The sequence below is a fragment of the Halosolutus gelatinilyticus genome (genome assembly GCF_023028105.1).
Taxonomy (GTDB): Archaea; Halobacteriota; Halobacteria; order Halobacteriales; family Natrialbaceae; genus Halosolutus; species Halosolutus gelatinilyticus.
In genome coordinates this window covers 3351648-3368845 of record NZ_CP095491.1, presented here as the reverse complement: position 1 = coordinate 3368845, position 17198 = coordinate 3351648, and the positions used below count along the sequence as shown (strand labels likewise).

The 17198-nt window shown below is 67.1% G+C and carries 15 protein-coding genes; 12 read left to right on the top strand and 3 right to left on the bottom strand.

The annotated features are described in order from the left end of the window. Window positions 1-68 precede the first annotated feature (68 nt). The 8 genes from MUH00_RS22885 to MUH00_RS16495 all read left to right on the top strand — a co-directional run bounded on the left by MUH00_RS22885 (window position 69) and on the right by MUH00_RS16495 (window position 7315). Window positions 69-197, top strand: a complete 129-nt coding sequence (locus tag MUH00_RS22885) for a hypothetical protein (RefSeq protein WP_256464794.1) — start codon at window positions 69-71, stop codon at window positions 195-197. Window positions 198-311: 114 nt separating this feature from the next. Beyond that, a complete protein-coding gene (locus MUH00_RS16525) occupies window positions 312-1223 on the top strand; it encodes an alpha/beta fold hydrolase (protein ID WP_247000461.1) in 912 nt (303 codons plus the stop codon). A gap of 122 nt (window positions 1224-1345) precedes the next feature. Then, the gene (locus tag MUH00_RS16520; protein ID WP_247000458.1) at window positions 1346-2017 is read left to right on the top strand and encodes a helix-turn-helix domain-containing protein; all 672 of its coding nucleotides are present in this window, start codon (window positions 1346-1348) and stop codon (window positions 2015-2017) included. Window positions 2018-2272: 255 nt separating this feature from the next. Continuing rightward, entirely contained in the window at window positions 2273-3898 is a 1626-nt protein-coding gene (locus tag MUH00_RS16515) for a 4Fe-4S ferredoxin N-terminal domain-containing protein (protein ID WP_247000456.1), read from the top strand. Further along, on the top strand, window positions 3895-5262 hold the full coding sequence (gene nrfD / locus MUH00_RS16510; RefSeq protein ID WP_247000454.1) for an NrfD/PsrC family molybdoenzyme membrane anchor subunit: 1368 nt from the start codon (window positions 3895-3897) through the stop codon (window positions 5260-5262). Before MUH00_RS16515 ends, nrfD begins: the two co-directional genes overlap by 4 nt. Next, entirely contained in the window at window positions 5259-5576 is a 318-nt protein-coding gene (locus MUH00_RS16505; protein WP_247000452.1) for a hypothetical protein, read from the top strand. The genes nrfD and MUH00_RS16505 overlap by 4 nt, the downstream gene beginning before the upstream one ends. A gap of 162 nt (window positions 5577-5738) precedes the next feature. Beyond that, window positions 5739-6041: a hypothetical protein gene (locus MUH00_RS16500; protein WP_247000450.1), complete on the top strand. Its 303-nt coding sequence runs from the start codon at window positions 5739-5741 to the stop codon at window positions 6039-6041. Window positions 6042-6223: 182 nt separating this feature from the next. Beyond that, window positions 6224-7315: an Mrp/NBP35 family ATP-binding protein gene (locus MUH00_RS16495; protein ID WP_247000448.1), complete on the top strand. Its 1092-nt coding sequence runs from the start codon at window positions 6224-6226 to the stop codon at window positions 7313-7315. Window positions 7316-7334: 19 nt separating this feature from the next. Here MUH00_RS16495 and MUH00_RS16490 read toward each other — a convergent pair whose 3' ends face one another. After that, on the bottom strand, window positions 7335-8480 hold the full coding sequence (locus MUH00_RS16490) for an asparagine synthase C-terminal domain-containing protein (RefSeq protein WP_247000446.1): 1146 nt from the start codon (window positions 8478-8480) through the stop codon (window positions 7335-7337). After that, window positions 8477-9163, bottom strand: coding sequence for a PHP domain-containing protein (locus MUH00_RS16485; RefSeq protein WP_247000444.1), 687 nt, complete (start codon window positions 9161-9163; stop codon window positions 8477-8479). Before MUH00_RS16485 ends, MUH00_RS16490 begins: the two co-directional genes overlap by 4 nt. Before the next feature lie 249 nt (window positions 9164-9412). On the opposite strand from MUH00_RS16485, the gene purL reads away from it, so the two are divergent. Next, entirely contained in the window at window positions 9413-11566 is a 2154-nt protein-coding gene (gene purL / locus MUH00_RS16480; protein WP_247000442.1) for a phosphoribosylformylglycinamidine synthase subunit PurL, read from the top strand. 167 nt (window positions 11567-11733) lie between these two features. Continuing rightward, window positions 11734-12321 (top strand): response regulator transcription factor, encoded by a 588-nt coding sequence (locus MUH00_RS16475; protein ID WP_247000439.1) that lies wholly within the window; start codon window positions 11734-11736, stop codon window positions 12319-12321. Window positions 12322-12425: 104 nt separating this feature from the next. On the opposite strand, the gene MUH00_RS16470 is transcribed toward MUH00_RS16475, so the two are convergent. After that, window positions 12426-14303, bottom strand: coding sequence for a PAS domain-containing protein (locus MUH00_RS16470; RefSeq protein ID WP_247000437.1), 1878 nt, complete (start codon window positions 14301-14303; stop codon window positions 12426-12428). Window positions 14304-14658: 355 nt separating this feature from the next. Between MUH00_RS16470 and MUH00_RS16465 the strand changes: the two genes are divergently transcribed. Continuing rightward, a complete protein-coding gene (locus MUH00_RS16465) occupies window positions 14659-15762 on the top strand; it encodes an NAD(P)/FAD-dependent oxidoreductase (RefSeq protein WP_247000435.1) in 1104 nt (367 codons plus the stop codon). 212 nt (window positions 15763-15974) lie between these two features. Further along, entirely contained in the window at window positions 15975-17162 is a 1188-nt protein-coding gene (locus tag MUH00_RS16460; RefSeq protein ID WP_247000433.1) for an NAD(P)/FAD-dependent oxidoreductase, read from the top strand. The last annotated feature ends 36 nt before the right edge of the window (window positions 17163-17198 follow it).

Below are 17198 nucleotides of genomic sequence, written 5' to 3'. Positions count from 1 at the left end.
CGCGCTAACTGATCGACCGTCGTGATAATTACCTCATAATGAATATCGGAGGATTCGTCGTCGACGGTATGCAGTGCGATAACTGTGACTCCGAAGACGAGATCGCGTACACCCTTACGACGTACGTCGACGGCGGCTCCGAGGAGGCCGTCGATCTGCATTTCTGTTCGACGGACTGTCTCCGCGTCTGGACTTGAACCCGGCGCCTGGTTCGGGGCGGCTCGCGGTCGGCGCGGAGATCGATCGACTCGACCGCGCCCCGTGTCAGCTCCCCAACCGCTATCCCGATCGCCGCACAACCTCGGGAACGCATGCACGAAGGTTCGGGCGCTCCGGGGACCGACGCGTCGCTGCTGTCGACCGTCGAGGTCGATTCGAACCACCGGGTGGTCAACGGCGTTCGGCTCCACACCGTCACTGCGGGGGCCGAGGACGGTCCGCTCGTCGTGTTGCTCCACGGCTTCCCCGAGTTCTGGTACGGCTGGCGCCACCAGATCGAACCGCTCGTGGACGCCGGCTATCGCGTCCTCGTCCCCGACCAGCGGGGGTACAACCTGAGCGAGAAACCGAGAACCGTTCGGGCGTACCGCCGGCGCGACCTCGCGCGCGACGTCGTCGATCTCGTCGCCGCCGAAGATCGCGAGTCAGCGCACGTCGTCGGCCACGACTGGGGCGGCGGCGTCTGCTGGGACCTCGCGCTCCGGTACCCGGACGTCGTCGATCGCGTCGGGGTCGTCAACATGCCCCACCCGACGGCCTATCGCCACCAGCTTCGATCGAATCCCGAACAGCTTCTTCGAAGCTGGTACGCGGTCTCGTTTCAGATCCCCCGCGTGCCCGAACTCGTCCTCCAGGCGAGCGATTTCGCCCTGCTCGAACGCGGACTGCGCGAGACGTCCGCACAGGGAACGTTCTCCGACGAGGCGCTGGCTCGCTACCGGCGCGCCTGGAACCGGGAGGGGGCGCTCACCGGCATGCTCAACTGGTATCGGGCCAGCGCCCGGTACCCGCCGGAGTACGGCCGCGATCGCGTCACGGCGCCGACGATCGTCGTCTGGGGCGAAGACGACGAGGCGCTCGTCCCCGCGCTCGCGACCGCGAGCCGCCGGTACTGCGACGACGGCCGCCTCGAACTCCTCCCCGAGACGAGCCACTGGGTCCCGAGCGAACGGCCGGACGAACTGACGGACCTCCTGCTCGATCACCTGGCCGACGCGGACTAGCCCTCCGGTTGACGGCGACCGACGGGCGACGATCGTCGCCCACCTGGGCATTCCCGCGGCGTAGGAATCGGCCGAATGTATTCGTAGCCACCGAGGCGTAGGTTCGATCGGAATACGCTCGCATGGCTCAAGCGACACTCACGATTACGATGCCCGAGGAGGTCTGGGTACACCAGATCTCGACGGCCTACCCGGACGCGACGTTCAGAGTCCTCGCGGCCGTTCCGGGCTCGGAGTCCGGCTTCGCGCTCGTTCGGATCGCCGGCCCCGAGGTGGCCGACGTGCTCAACGACATGAGCGAGCACCCGCAGCTCACCGAACTGACGCTCGTCCAGCGGAGCGAGAACGAGGCGACGGTCCACTTCGAGACGACGGAACCGCTCCTGCAGTTCTCCCCGCGGGAGCCGGGGATGCCGATCGAACTCCCGGTCGAGATTCGGGACGGGGAGGCGACGATCGACGTGACCGGGTCGCGCGAGCGGATCGCCGAACTGGCCGACCAGTTGGAACGGTTCGGCCTGCGGTACCGGATCGAGCACGTCAAGGAACGGCTCCACGAGAGTCAGTTACTCTCGGAGCGCCAACTCGAAATTGTGGCCGCCGCCGTCGAGCAGGGGTACTACGATACGCCGCGTCGGTGTTCGCTGACGGAGCTGGCGGAACACCTCGAGATCGCGAAGTCGACCTGCAGCGAGACGCTCCACCGGGCCGAAGAGGCGATCATCAAGCGGTTCGTCGAGGATCTGCCGGGACTCGAGGACGAATCGCTCGAGGGGCGATTCGCCGCGAACTGATCAATCGACCCAGGTCGCTGACTCAGAGGCCAGCTTGTTTCTAGCTATCCGTATGCTGGACTCTCGGTGATGAATTGCGACCTATATGTATAACCGAACATGTTCGCGCCGATTCTCGCGAAGTGGAAACCGGGTCCATATTTCAACTAGATCTGGTCGTGAGTCTCGGGTTAGAGGAATAGATGGACATATTAAAGTACACCCCGGCAAGTTACTGCTCTACGAAACCGCCGTGTACAGAGGTGTTCTGACCTGATGAGTACGGACGACGAATCATTCCACCCGCTCGGAAGCGAGTGGGAAGACGAACTCGAGTCGATGCTCGACGATACCGAGTACGATACCGAACTCGGTATGCAAATGGCCCAGGACGCGATGCGCGTCACCAAGGGCGAGCTATCCGAAGCCGAATTCCACGAGATGTATCACGAGGACGTGATGGAGGAATTCGGCGAGGACAGCCGCCCGACCGCCGAAGCCTTCGAGACCGCCCAGAAGGAGGCCAAGGGCACGGTCTCCCGGATGCTCGAGAAGTTCGGGGGTGACGGCGAAGAGAGCCGCCGCGAGGCGATGAAGAAGATGGGAGCCGGCGCGGCGGCCGTCGGGCTCGGCGCCTGGGGCACGGCCGAAAACAGTCGCGAAGCCAACGTCGCAGCCGCGGAGGCGCCCGAAGAAGGGGGGCACGACGGCCTCCAGTGGGGGATGACGATCGACCTCGAACGCTGTGACGGCTGTCTCTCCTGCGTCAACGCCTGTTCCGAGGAAAACCAGCTGGATCAGGGGGTGAACTGGATGTACGTCATGGCCTTCGAAGACGGGACCGCCAATAGCCCGTCCACCCCGCCGGACGTGAGAGGCGGGGTGCCCCAGAACATGCTCGTACGGCCGTGTCAGCACTGCACCGACGCGCCGTGTGAGAAGGTGTGTCCGACGACGGCTCGACACACCCGCGATAAAGACGGCCTCGTACTGACCGACTACGACGTCTGTATCGGTTGCCGCTACTGCCAGGTCGCCTGCCCGTACGGCGTCAACTACTTCCAGTGGGACGAACCCGACGTCGCGTACGAGGACATTCCGGAAGAGTCGGAACGCATTCCGGACGACTCGGACCCACGCAACGCTACGATCGCCGAGTACGAACACGGCGAGCGCTGGGTCGACGCTCGCGCTCCCCGCGGCGTCATGAGCAAGTGTACGATGTGCCCGTCCCACCAGGACGGGGATCGCGGCGACGAGATGGTCGGCACGACCGCCTGCGAGCAGGCCTGCCCGCCGAACGCGATCCAGTTCGGCGACGTCCATAACAAGCGGAGCGATCCCTCCCAGCACCGCGAGCACCCGAGCAAGAGCCGGGCCATCATCGACATCCACAACGCCGTGCCGTCGCCAGACACAGTCGATGAGACCCTCAGCGAGGACGACGACCTCCAGTCCGCGATCGAGGCGCTCGAGATCGATCGCGAGTTGGTCAGCGTCATGAAGGCGATCGACATCGTCAGCGAACGGCTCGGCCCCGGCGACGCGGAGAACAACACCATCCTCGAGAAGGAACAGACGATCCTCGAGTCCCTCGACGCGCTCGAGGAGTACGTCGACCTCGAGAGCGAGGATACGCTCTCCGAACTGCGACTCGGCGGGGGCAGCGCGAACGACGCCAACGGTCGGCTGCGGGAGTACGCCGGCAACCCGAGCTCGAAGTTCAAGCTGCTCGAGGATATGGGGACCAATCCGAACATCACGTACATCGGTGACGAACCCGGCGCGCACGCCCACCAGGTCGACGGTCCGGTCGCCTACGATGACCTCGACCTGACGGACAATCGCAAGGAAGTCCTCGACAAGGGGACCGTCGGCGACGCGGGGGTGCGGATTAAATGAGCACCAAGACCCCGTCCGAAGCGGACATCCTCCGGCCGATCAACAACATCAGCAAGCAGTACATCGCCCTGTTCGCCGCCTGTGCGCTGGCGCTCGGCGCGTTCCTCGTCGCCTGGGCCTACCAGCTCCAGAAGGGACTCATCGTTACCGGTCTCGGCGACTGGGGCTCCGGCGGCGGCGTCACGTGGGGGCTGTACATCGGGGCGTTCATCTGGTGGGTCGGCATCGCCCACGGCGGGATTATCCTGTCAGCGTCCGTCAGACTGCTGGGGATGGACCGGTACATGCCGGTCGCCCGCCTCGCCGAACTGCTGACGATCGCCGGCCTCTCCGCGGCGGGCTTTTACATTCTCGTCCACATGGGCCGTCCGGATCGGATGGTCACGAGCGTCCTCGGCCACTACCACATCACGGTCAACAACTCGCCGCTGGTGTGGGACGTCACCGTCATCACGGCCTACTTCGTGCTGACGGCGACCTACCTCGCTCTCACGCTCCGATACGACATCACGCGACTGCGCGACCAGCTTCCGGACCGCTTCGAGCCGATCTACAAGCTCATGACCCTCGGCTACTCCGAGAAGGAAGATCCGATCATCGAGCGGATGGTCTGGTGGCTCGCGCTCGCGGTCATCATCATGGCCCCGCTGTTGCTCCACGGCGGCGTGATTCCGTGGCTGTTCTCCCTGCTCCCGGCGATGCCCGCCTGGGAGGGCGGCATCCAGGGGCCGACGTTCCTCTCGATCGCGCTCATGTCCGCGATCAGCGGCGTCACCCTCGTCGCGTACGGCTTCCGGCGCGCTTACGGTTGGGAACACATCATCACCGACGACATCTTCCGCGGCCTGCTCCTCTGGCTCGGATTCTTCTGCATGCTGTTCCTCTGGTTCCAGCTGCAGTTCGGCGTGAACGGGCTGTTCAAGGCGCCGCTCGCCCGCGCCCACGCGAGCGAAGCGAAGGTCGCCAACCCCATCTACCGGATCGCGATCGGCACGATCGGCCTCTCGCTCGCGTACATCTTCGCGACGATCATCCGGCCGGCACTGTTCAGCAAGAAGCGCGCGCTCGTCGTCAGCGTGGGCGTGCTCGCCGCGACCTTCACGGAGAAGCTCCTGTTCGTCATCGAGGGCTTCCTGCACCCCGCCTTCATGATTTACGAGGCGACTCCCGGCGAGTACTTCCCGAGCGCGATCGAGTGGCTGTCGCTGGCCGGTACGATCGGCCTGGTCATCCTCGTCTTCCTGACCGTCTCCAAGGTCGTTCCCGTGGTGGAGCTCCACGCGATCGAACACTTGAACGGCGAACACGACCACGAACACGAATCGGTGCACGAAACCGCCGCTGAGCAGGAGGTGAAAGTATGACGCTGACGCCCGAGCTTCTGAATGGCCTCTCGTGGGTCCTCTACCACGGCTACGAGGGGACCGAAGGACTCACCGGCTTCCCGAACATCGGGACGTACCTCATCTTCGCCGTCATCCTGGTTCCGGTCTACGCCATGGTCACCGCGTGGTTCCTCGGCGAACCGCGCGACACGAAGACCGGGCTGATGGGCGTCTCGTACCTCGTCGGGATCACGACCCAGATGTGGGTCGGAATGTTCATCTTGACGATGATCATCGGCGCCCTCTTCTACGGCGGTCTCCCCGAACCGTTCAGTGCGGTCGGTCCGCCGTAGATTCGATTCGATCGCCTTCGGACTACGCTTCGGTTCACCGTTTTTCGTCTCTTCGACGCTCACCGCCGACCCGATCAGCCCCGGTGCAGTCGATCGCGCCTTAACAACCCCCCTGAGCACGCAGGGCGGACCATCAACCGCGACGGCAACCATACCTTCGGTATGCATTCCGCGCTCGCTGCCGTGCTCTATCACGGCTACGAGGGGACTGAAGGACTCACCGGTTATCCGAACACGGGGACCTGGCTCATCTTCGGCGTCATCCTCGTGCCGATCTACATCATGGTCGCGGCGTGGTTTCTCGGCTCTCCCCGCGATACGAAAACCGGCCTGCTCGGGGTCACCTACCTCGTCGGCATCGCGACCCAGATGTGGGTCGGCATGCTGATCTTCACGCTATTGCTCGGTATCATCTTCTACGGCGGTCTGCCGCGGGTCTTTTCCTTCCTTCCGATCGTCCCCTGACTCGATCGACGTCCCGAACCCGATCGGCGATCCCTCGTTGACCGACGGTCCTCGCTCGACGGACACCCTCTTTACCGGCCGTCGAGCCGCGAAGGCCCTCCCGTCGATCGCTCGTTCGATCGCCGAACCATCACACGTATCCCGGTTCGGTCCCTTACGACCAGTAACACACACGACGCACTATGAGTATTACAGAACACGAACTCAAGATCAAACTCGAGGACGTCAAAGACCCGGACATCGGGGAGGACATAATCTCGCTCGGGCTGGTCAACGACGTCGCCATCGACGACGAGACGGCGCGAATCTCGCTCGCGCTGAACGCGCCGTATGCCCCCTCCGAGATGGAACTCGGCAACCGGATCCGAGAGGTCTGCGACGAAGTCGGCCTCGAAGCCGACCTGCGCGCCCACGTCGGCCAGGAACACGGGTTCGACGAGGAGGTCCTGCCCCGCGTCCGCAACGTGATCGCTGTCGCATCCGGGAAAGGCGGCGTCGGCAAGACGACGGTCGCGGCCAACCTCGCCGCCGGCCTCGAGAAGCGCGGCGCCATGGTTGGCATCCTCGACGCCGACATTCACGGTCCGAACGTGCCCCGGATTCTGCCGGTCGAGAGCGATCCCGGCGTGACCCCGAGCGAGGACATCGTCCCGCCCCGATCGGACGGCGTTCGCGTCATCAGCATGGGCTTCATGATGGAAGAAGAGGACGACCCGGCCATCCTTCGGGGCCCGATGGTCAACAAGTTCATGCTGAAGTTCCTGGAAGGCGTCGAGTGGGGCCGCCTCGACTACCTCATCGTCGATCTGCCGCCGGGGACCGGCGACGCCACGTTGAACCTTCTGCAGTCGATGCCGGTGACGGGCGCCGTCGTCGTAACGACGCCCCAGGAGATGGCGCTGGACGACACCCGCAAGGGCATTCAGATGTTCAACAAGCACGACACGCCCGTCCTCGGCGTTGTCGAGAACATGAGTTCGTTCATCTGTCCGTCCTGTGGCGACCAACACGGCCTGTTCGGCACCGGCGGCGCGGACACCATCGTCGACAAGTACGAAGTCCCGCTGCTCGGCCGGGTCCCGATCCACCCCGACTTCGGGGCCGACGGCACCAACGGTGCACTCGTCAAGGACGAGGACAGTCAGGTCCAGGAGACGCTCGCGGACCTCGTCGCCGAAATCAGCGATCGCGTCGGCGAGACCAACCGCCGAACGGTCGCCGAGCACATGGGCGGCGACCCGGACAACAAGCTGCCCACCGAGACCGAGGACTGACGCCGCGGCGTCCGAGAGATCAGTTTTCGAGCAGCGATTCGACGTACCTCGTGACGTGGTCGTCCATCCGGCGCTTGTAGCCGGCCTGGCGCGCCAGCCGATCGAGTTCGCGGGCCACGAGGCTGCCGTACTGGACCGCTTTTTTGTCACGGTACGCGACCGACTCGGGCAGGTAGTCGCTCGCGACCAGCCGGAGGCCGCGCTTTCGCGTCTCCTCGTGCGCGAGGAGGTCGTCGGGGAGGCGAAGCGCCGCCTCGACCACGGCGTCGTGGAGCAGCGGCGTCACCGGGTCGAGGTTCGCGGCTTCGACCGCGAGGACGTCCCGCGGCAGCTGCGAGGGGAGGCTGGCGATCTGCTCCCGAACCGCGCCCCGGACCGTGTCGGCCGTTACGCGGTGGTCGAGCCGCACGACCTTCTCGTACCCGCCGAACAGTTCGTCGGCGCCCTGGCCGAGCGCGACCGCGTCGAACCCGTCCGCGGCGACCCGCTCGCCGACCAGATAGAGGGGGAGCGCGATCTGGACGTCCATCGCGTTGGTGCGATCGATCGCCCGCGCCACTTCCGGGACCGCGCGCTCGAGGTCGGCCGGTTCGAGCTCGACCACGGTCAGATCGCGCCCCATCGCGGCCGCCGCGGTGCGGGCCGCGTCGACGTCGTGGCTGTCCGGAAAGCCGACGACGTACAGCGGCGCGTCGAGGAGTTCGGCGACCAGCGCCGAGTCGACGCCGCCGGAGAACGCGACGGCGATCGCGGCGTCGCTCGCTCGCGCGTCGGCCGCCGCGGCCTCGATCGCGTCGGCGAGCCGATCCAGCGCCGCCCCCCGATCGGAGTCCGGTTCGGGGTCGGGGAGCGCCCACGCGGCGGTCGGTTCGGCCGCTCCGGGTTCCAGAACCGCGCCGGCGGGGAACGGCGTCGGATCGTCGAGCGAGGCGGGGTCGAACGACCACGCCGGACTCCTCGTCGAGTCGGTCGTCTCGTCGTCCGGATCGGCAGTCCCGTCGATCGGCCCGCTCCGCCCGCGATCGACGAACAGCGGAACCCGTCCGAGTACGTCGCGAACGAGGCGGCCGTCGACGCTCCCGGCGAAACCGCTCGTGCCCGGCAGCGGGTCGCCGGTCTCGATCGCCTCGCGGACGGCCTCCCGATCGGCGCCGCGGAGCGTCATCCGAACAACCCCAGGACGGCGCTCCTGATTCGGCGCGTGACGCCACCGCCGAACTGTCGGAAGCTGATGTGCCACGGCGTGCGCTTGCCCTCGACCGAGGTCTTGCCCTCGCGAATCGCGTCGAGGATCGCGTCCGCCGATCGCTCCTCGGCGTCGACGCGGGTGACGGCCTGGCCGACCATCTCGCTGATGTGAGCGTCGCTGCCGGCGGTCATCGGCAGACCGCGGCTCCTGGCGAACCGCTCGGCTTGCCGGTTCGCTCGGCCGGTGAACAGCCGCGAATTGTAGATCTCGATCGCGTCGCCCATCGCGAGTTCCTCGCGCGTGATCCGGGCCATGACGCCGTGGCGCGCCTCTTGGAAGGGGTGCGGGATGACCGCGAGGCCACCCTGCTCGTGGATGGCGTCGATCGTCGATCGGTAGGAGAGTCCGGGCGGGACGGCTTCTTCGACGCCGAGTCCGAGGATGTGGCCGGCCTTGCTCGAAATTTCGATCCCCGGAATGGCGACCAGTCCGTAGTCGGGCGCGCGCTCGACGGCTTCGAGGCTCGCGTCGATCTCGTCGTGGTCCGTCACGGCGATCGCGTCCAGGCCGATCGCTTCGGCCTGCTCCAGGATGAGTTCGACCGGATCGCGGCCGTCGTAGGAGAGCGACGAGTGCGTGTGGAGTTCGACCGACAGCACAGGTGATCGTTTTGTGCGGCTGATCAAAAGCGCCCCGATCGTGGGCGGGTGCCAGCGGCTTCACGTCGTATCGGCAGCCGAGCCGCGATCGACGATCGCGGGACCGTATTGTGGAGGCAGTAACGATGAGCGATCGCCTCCACAAACGGACGTTTCCAGCGCGAAGCGGGACTCGATTAACGCAGTCGACTAATACACGAACGTGCACATAGAAACCCCTTTACCGCCCGGCTTTCACCACTTAGGTGAATGAGTCTTGCCGATTCGGACCGCGAACTCGTCGTCGAGGAGTTGGGGCGAGAGCCCACTCCGGCGGAGGCGACGCTGTTCGAGAACCTCTGGAGCGAACACTGCGCGTACCGCTCCTCGCGACCCCTGCTGTCGGCGTTCGAGAGCGAGGGCGACCAGGTCGTCGTCGGGCCGGGCGACGACGCCGCGGTCGTCGCGCTGCCGGGCGAGGACAACGAAGAGAGCGCGACGTACATCACGATGGGTATCGAGAGCCACAACCATCCCTCCTACGTCGATCCGTTCGACGGCGCCGCGACGGGCGTCGGCGGCATCGTTCGGGACACGCTCTCGATGGGAGCCTACCCGATCGCGCTCGCCGACTCGCTGTACTTCGGCGAGTTCGACCGCGAGCACTCGAAGTACCTCTTCGAGGGCGTCGTCGAGGGGATCAGCCACTACGGCAACTGCATCGGCGTCCCGACGGTGGCGGGCAGCGTCGACTTCCACCCCGACTACGAGGGCAACCCGCTGGTCAACGTCGCCTGCGTCGGGCTGACGAACGAGGAGCGACTCGTCACCGCCGAAGCCCAGGAGCCCGGCAACAAGCTCGTGCTCGTCGGCAACGCCACCGGCCGCGACGGGCTCGGCGGCGCCAGTTTCGCCAGCGAGGACCTCGCGGAGGACGCCGAGACCGAAGACCGGCCCGCGGTTCAGGTCGGCGACCCCTACGCAGAAAAACTTCTCATCGAGGCCAACGAGGTGCTCGTCGACGAGGGACTGATCCAGTCGGCCCGCGACCTCGGGGCCGCCGGTCTCGGCGGCGCGTCCAGCGAACTGGTCGCAAAGGGCGGTCTCGGCGCGCGCATCGAGCTCGATCGGGTCCACCAGCGCGAACCCAACATGTCGCCGCTGGAAATCCTGCTCGCCGAATCCCAGGAACGGATGTGCTACGAGGTCGAACCCGACGACGTCGATCGCGTCCGCGAGATCGCCGAGCGGTTCGACCTCGGCTGTTCGGTCATCGGCGAGGTCACGGACGGGAATTACGTTTGCACTTTCGAAGGCGAACCCGTGGTCGACGTCGACGCGCACTTCCTCGGCGAAGGCGCGCCGATGAACGACCTCGAGAGGGTGGGACCCGAACAGCCAGCGACTGACCTCCCGGAGGTCGATCTCGAGGAGGCGTTCGAAGCGATCGTCTCGAGCCCCAACACGGCCTCGAAGCGGTGGGTGTACCGCCAGTACGACCACGAGGTCGGCGTGCGAACGAGCGTCGGGCCGGGGGACGATGCGGCGATAATCGCCATCAGGGAAGCCGAGCAGGGACTCACCATCTCCTCGGGCGCCGCGCCCAACTGGACCTCGACCGCGCCATACGAGGGCGCGCGGGCGATCGCGCTGGAGAACGCGACGAACATCGCGGCCAAGGGCGCGACGCCGCTGGCCGCGGTCGACTGTCTGAACGGCGGCAACCCCGAAAAGCCCGACGTCTACGGCGGGTTCACGGGGATCGTCGACGGCCTCGCGGACATGTGCGAGACGCTGTCGACGCCGGTCGTCGGCGGGAACGTCTCGCTGTACAACGACTCCGTCGCGGGCCCCATCCCGCCGACGCCGACGCTGGCGATGGTCGGGACGAAAGACGGCTACGACGCTCCGCCGCTGGAGGCGGCCGGGGAGGGAACGCTCCTGCTCGTCGGCGACGTCGGTCTCGAGACCGGCGACCGCCGACTGGGCGGGTCGGAGTACCTCGCGCGCTTCGACGGCAGCGATCGGTTCCCCGCGCTCCCCTCCGAACCCGCGGCCCTCGTCGAGACGCTGGCCGCGGTCGCGAACGACGACGCGACGCTCGCGGTCCACGACGTCAGCCACGGCGGCCTCGCGGTCGCGCTCGCAGAGATGGTCACCGAGGACGCCGGCCTGGACGTAACCGTTCCGGGCGACGACCCGGCGGCGGCGCTGTTCCACGAACAGCCGGGTCGCGCGCTCGTCCAGACGGAATCGCCCGGAGCGGTCCGCGAGGCGTTCGACGGCGTCGCGCCGGTCCGCGAACTCGGCTCGGCGACGGCCGACGGCGCGCTCGCGATCGACCTCGGCGACGGCCGGATGATCGAGATCGACGCGGCTACGATCCGCGACCTCCGCGCGACGATCGAACGCGAACTGGAGTGACGGCTCTCGGGCGACGTCGGCGGTCCACCGGTACCGCGCCCGTCGGGTCGCGCTCGTTCGCCCCGTTCGTCCCTCGAATCGACGATATCGATCGGGACTCGCCCGGTATTTTGATATACTCTCGGTTCCTCGAAGCCAACGAACTGTACGTTCGGAGGACACATTCGATGGTTGCCGCCCACTCGTCCGTTTTGATCGTCGAAGACGAGCCGGGTCTCGCGACCCTGTACGCGGCGTGGCTCGACGAGGAGTACGACGTGGAGACGGCGTACGACGGTACCGAGGCGCTCGCAGCCATCGACGGGGAGATCGATGTCGTCCTGCTCGATCGACGGATGCCGGGGCTCTCCGGCGATACCGTCCTCGACGCCATCCGCGACCGGGCCCTCGACTGTCGCGTCGCGATGGTGACGGCGGTCGAACCCGACTTCGACATCGTCGGGATGGGGTTCGACGATTATCTCGTCAAACCGGTCTCGAAGGACGAGCTCTACGCGATTATCGAACAACTGTTGCTCCGATCGGCGTACGACGAACAGTTGCTGGAGTTCTTCGCGCTCGCGTCGAAGAAGGCGCTGCTCGACGGCGAGAAGACCGACGCCGAACGCAAGTCGAGCCAGGAGTACGCACGGCTCGAGGATCGACTGGCGGTGCTCAGGGCGCAAGTGACGGACACGATGGAAGAGCTCCTCGAACGGGACGGGTACCGACGGCTCTGTCAGGACATCACGCGCGAAACGCTTCTCGACGGATAACGGAGCCGGCGCGGCGAACACTGCAGGCGGTTCGACGCCCGCGCCGGTGAGTTGCCGGGTCGCGCGGACGGTTCGACGCGTCGATCGGACCGCGCCGGCGTCGGCTACGCGGACGGCGTTGATTCCGCCAGTTCGAGGGTCGTTACGTCTCTGATCTCGATCCGCGTGCCGCCGTGTTGGCCGTTATCGATCGAGATCCGCCAGTCGTGCGCTTCGGCGATGGCCCGCACGAGCGCCAGTCCGAGTCCGTCGATGGCGGTGTCGTCGTCGGTTGCGGGATCGAGAACCCGCTCGTGGGCGGTGGGCGGAATCTCTGTGGCGTCGTCCAGCAGAAAGAAGCCCCGTGACCCGTCGGTTTCGAAACCGACGACGCCGATCTGGACCGTCACGTCGTCGTCGGCGCGCGCCGCGATGTTGTCGAATGCGGTCTCGAGGAGGCGGTGGAACCGCTCGGCGTCGGCTCTGAGCGTCGCCCGCCGCTCGAGGACGACGCAATCGTCGTCGAGCCGGGACGCGCCGATCGCCGACTCGATCGCCGATTCGAGGTCGAGCCGGCTCCGGGTCCTGACGTCGGACGCGTTTCGGGCGAACTCGCGGACGTCGTCGACGAGCTGTTCGGCCCTGTCGAGGGTCGCGTCGACGGTATCTTCCGCCAGTGGAAACTCCCACTCGGAATCTGCGCCGTCCGCGTCGAGGGCCTCGGAAACGGCCTCGAGTTGCCGCTTCAGGTCGCTCGAGAGGATCTCAGCGATCGATTCCAGCCGTTCGGTCTGGCGCTCGAGGTCCGCCGATCGGCGGCGGAGCACCCGCTCGCGATCGGCGCGGTCGAGCGCGGCCCGGGTGTTTTCGACGAGCGTCGAGAGCAGGTCGCCGTCGGTCTCGTCGAACTGATCGGGTTCGAACGCGCCGGTCATCAGGACGCCGTGGGTTCCGATCGGCGCGATGATCTCGGAGCGGATCGGCGTCTCCGGATTGTAGAGATCGTCGACGGCCCGGAGGTCGTCGAACCGCTCGACCTCGCCGGACTCGAAGACGTCCCAAATGAGGCCTTCGCCCGCGTAGAATCGAGGGAGCCCGCCGAACTTCTCGTGGGCGCCGGCGGTGCCGGCAACCGGCTCGAGGTAGCCGCGCTCGTCGTCGAGCAACCAGACGCCGCTGATCGGAAAGTCGAGCAGGTCGCTGCCCGCGTGGACGGCGATCGCGCAGATCTCTTCGGGATCGTCCGAGTCGAGGAGCCACCGCGTGACCTCGTGGAGCGAGGTGACGACGCGCTCGTACTCGTGCTGGTCGGTGACGTCGCGGATCACGACCGCGACGGTCGCCGTGTCGTCGTGGATCGGAACGACCCGGAGCTCGCCCATTCGATCGGTTCCGTCCGCGTCGGTGAACGCGACGTCGAGGTGTCGCCGACCGGCGTTGCCGAGGTCGACGTCGGTGATCGCCCGGCCGAGTTCGAGCGTCTCCGCGTCGTCGATCGCGGCCAGCTCGGGCACGATCTCGACGTGCTCGCCGATCAGCTCCCGTCGATCGACGCCGAGTAGCGACTCGAGGGCGGCGTTGACGGTCACGATCCGGCGGTTGCGGTCGAGGGTGACGACGCCGTCGCGGGTCGCTTCGACGACGGCGGCGTGCTGGGCCAGCGTCGTCTCCTGGCGTTTTCGCTCGGTGACGTCGCGCATGTACACCGAGAGCCCGCCTTCTGAGGGGTACGCCCGCGTTTCGAACCAAGTCTCTAAGTGCGCGTGGTAGATGTCGAACGAGACTGATACCTGCTCGTCCATCGCTCGGTGGAACCCGTCGGGAAACTGGGTCTCGACGGTGTCCGGGAATTCGTCCCACATGACCCGCCCGATCAGGTCGTCGCGCGATCGCTCGAGAAGCGTCTCGGCTCGGTCGTTGAGGTAGGTGAACCGAAAGTCCGTGTCGAGCGCGAAGAAGGCGTCGGTGACGCGGTCGACGATCGGAACCGACCGGCCGCTCACGACGGTCCACCTCCGCTCCCCGTTCGTCGGCTCGGCCCGCCGCGTCGATCGCGACAGTGCGGCCCCGCTCCCGTGCAGATCATTGCTGGTAACAGGTGTACAAGTTGTTCTCGAACCCGGTATTTCAGTCTCGTGGCCGACGGCCGGCGCGATGGCCGGTCGCCAGCCGCGCGTCGCCCCTCGCACCGATCGGACACGGACCCCCACACGCGCACGTTACGCGACCGTCGAGTCCGGTCCACTTCAGTGTGCGTCAGACGCTATGCCTGCGAACGGCGAGTGTGCCGTCGTCTGGCGGCTCGGTCGGCGCGGTCGCGGGGGAGGATGTATAGGGTCCGCCGTGGTATCGAGTCGTATGTCCACCGTTATCGTCGGTGGTGGTATCGTCGGGACGGCGATCGCCGCTCGCCTCGCCGCGACCGACCGCGACGTGACGCTCTTAGAGCGGGACGCGATCGGCGGCGAGACGACGGCCGCCTCCGCGGGGATCGTGATGCGAACCGCGGTCGACCCGGACGCGTTCGGGTGCCGCTTTCGGACCCGCGCGCGATCGGTGTACCGGCGGCTGTTCGAGCGAGAATCGATCGAGACGACCCGCGTCGGAACCCTCTACGTCGCGGAGACGGCGTCGTTCGCCGATCGACTCGAAGCGTCGGCGGCGACGCTCCGCGAACACGGCGTCGAGGCGTCGTTCGTCCCGCCGGAAGTCCTTCCCGACCTCGGCCTCGATTCCGACGGATCCGTCGGCGCCCTCCACACCCCCGAGGACGAACTCTGCGAGCCGACCGCGATCGCCGAGTGGTTCGCCGACTGCGCGGCTCGCGGCGGCGTCGACGTGCGAACGGGCGAGGCGGTCGTCGACGTGCGCACGGACGACGGCTCCGTAACGGGGATCGTCACCGACGGCGGGACCGTCGAGGCGGACGTCGTCGTCAACGCGACCGGGCCGTGGGCGCCGCGGTTGAACGACCTGGCCGGCGTCTCGCTCCCGCTTCGTCACACGCTCGGGCCGATGGCGGAACTCGAGGCCCCGGCTCCGATCGAGATCCCGGTGACGATCCTCGAATCCGAGCGCTACGTCCGCCCCGCCGGCGATCGGCGGGCCTGGATCGGCGAGTATCGAACCGCGTACGAGGCCGGCGGACTGTACGACCCCGCCGAGATCTCGATCCCGGAGGGCTTTCGCGAGTCCGCGATCGAGATGGACGCCGTCGTGCCGGCACTGGCCGACGCGTCGATCGTCGACGAGTGGGTCGGCCTCCGAACCGTCACGCCCGACGGCCAGCCGATCGTCGGCGAGACGAGCGTCGAGGGCTTCGTCGTCGCCTGCGGGATGACCGGCCAGGGCATCACGATCGCCCCGGCCGTCGCGGACGTCGTCCGGAAGACGATCGATGGAAGCGTCGATTCCGAGGTTCGCGATCGGCTTTCGCCCGATCGGTTCCGATCGACCGAGTAGACGAGATTCGCGATCGGTATCGAAGGAATCATTCCCACCACGAAAGCCCCTGACCCGATCAGTCCGCCCGCAGGCATCCCGAAGCCGGCACAGGTGGGTGAAAGGGGGCCTTCGTGGCGTTCTCGATCGGTTCGGTACCGAGACCGCGCGAGCCGATCGGCGAACGCGAAACGGGAGGTACGCTTATCCCGCGTTGTGTGAAAACGTTTCACATGAACGTCGTCGTCGTCGGCGGTGGCATCGTCGGCCTCTCGAGCGCGTACGCGCTGGCCGGTCGCGGCGCGGACGTGATCGTCTGCGAGAAGGGGTCGATCGGCGGCGGAAGCACCGATCGCGCGGTCGGCGGCATCCGTGCGCAGTTCTCGACGCCGGTGAATGTCGAGCTGTCCCGCGAGAGCATGCGCGTCTGGGACGCGTTCGAGGACCGGTTCGGGATCGACATCGACTACCGGCGCAACGGCTATCTCTTTCTGGCGCGAACCGCGGAGACCGCCGCGGCGTTCGAGGAGACGGTTGCGATGCAGAACGATCGCGGGGTGCCGAGCGAGGTGCTCGATCCGGAGATGGCGCGGGAGCGCTGTCCGGGGATCGACCCCGAGAAGTTCGTCGCGGCGACGTACTCTCCGACGGACGGCTTCGCCGATCCACACCTCGCGTTGCAGGCCTACGCGCGGGCGGCGGCCGACGCGGGCGTCGACGTGCGGACGAAGACGCCGGTCACGGACGTGCTCCGCGAGGACGGCGCCGGTTCCGGCTCGGACGCCGGGTCCGACCACGATCGGCCGGTGACCGGCGTCGAAACGCCCGACGGACGGATCGATGCCGAGCTCGTCGTCAACGCCGCCGGCCCGTGGGCCCGGGAGGTCGCCGCGATGGCCGATATATCCTTGCCGATCGCACCCAAGCGCCGCCAGATCGCCGTCGTCGACCCCGAGACGCCGGTTCCGGAGACGGATCCGCTGACGATCGACCTCGGGACGGGCACCTACTTCCGACCGGACCAGGACGCCGCGGCGCTGGTCGGCGGCCACCTCGGGGACGCTGATCCGGACCGCGACCCCGACGCCTACGAGAAATCGATGGCGTTCGACTGGGCCGCCGAGGTCGTCGGAACCGCCGCGGAGTGGGCGACCTACTTCGGCCCCGAGTCGCGGATCAAACGCGGCTGGGCGGGGCTGTACGCCGTGACGCCGGACGACAACGCGATCGTCGAGGAGACGGTTCCCGGATTCATCACAGCGGCCGGCTTCTCCGGACACGGCTTCCAGCACGCGCCGGCGACCGGCCGGATCGTCGCCGAACTCGTCGTCGACGGTTCGGCCTCGCTGGTCGACATCGACCCGCTCTCGAGCGATCGGTTCGAGTCGGGCGTCGCCCGCACTGAGCGGAACGTCGTGTGACGTCGGGCGGCCGAAGGCTGCGTCCGCGCTCGGCGC

What these genes read in the sequence shown, in the direction of transcription:
- MUH00_RS22885 (WP_256464794.1), top strand. Translation starts at nt 69, where the DNA reads ATGCAGTGCGATAACTGTGACTCCGAAGACGAGATCGCGTACACCCTT.
- MUH00_RS16525 (WP_247000461.1), top strand. Translation starts at nt 312, where the DNA reads ATGCACGAAGGTTCGGGCGCTCCGGGGACCGACGCGTCGCTGCTGTCG.
- MUH00_RS16520 (WP_247000458.1), top strand. Translation starts at nt 1,346, where the DNA reads ATGGCTCAAGCGACACTCACGATTACGATGCCCGAGGAGGTCTGGGTA.
- MUH00_RS16515 (WP_247000456.1), top strand. Translation starts at nt 2,273, where the DNA reads ATGAGTACGGACGACGAATCATTCCACCCGCTCGGAAGCGAGTGGGAA.
- nrfD (WP_247000454.1), top strand. Translation starts at nt 3,895, where the DNA reads ATGAGCACCAAGACCCCGTCCGAAGCGGACATCCTCCGGCCGATCAAC.
- MUH00_RS16505 (WP_247000452.1), top strand. Translation starts at nt 5,259, where the DNA reads ATGACGCTGACGCCCGAGCTTCTGAATGGCCTCTCGTGGGTCCTCTAC.
- MUH00_RS16500 (WP_247000450.1), top strand. Translation starts at nt 5,739, where the DNA reads ATGCATTCCGCGCTCGCTGCCGTGCTCTATCACGGCTACGAGGGGACT.
- MUH00_RS16495 (WP_247000448.1), top strand. Translation starts at nt 6,224, where the DNA reads ATGAGTATTACAGAACACGAACTCAAGATCAAACTCGAGGACGTCAAA.
- MUH00_RS16490 (WP_247000446.1), bottom strand. Translation starts at nt 8,480, where the DNA reads ATGACGCTCCGCGGCGCCGATCGGGAGGCCGTCCGCGAGGCGATCGAG.
- purL (WP_247000442.1), top strand. Translation starts at nt 9,413, where the DNA reads ATGAGTCTTGCCGATTCGGACCGCGAACTCGTCGTCGAGGAGTTGGGG.
- MUH00_RS16475 (WP_247000439.1), top strand. Translation starts at nt 11,734, where the DNA reads ATGGTTGCCGCCCACTCGTCCGTTTTGATCGTCGAAGACGAGCCGGGT.
- MUH00_RS16465 (WP_247000435.1), top strand. Translation starts at nt 14,659, where the DNA reads ATGTCCACCGTTATCGTCGGTGGTGGTATCGTCGGGACGGCGATCGCC.
- MUH00_RS16460 (WP_247000433.1), top strand. Translation starts at nt 15,975, where the DNA reads ATGAACGTCGTCGTCGTCGGCGGTGGCATCGTCGGCCTCTCGAGCGCG.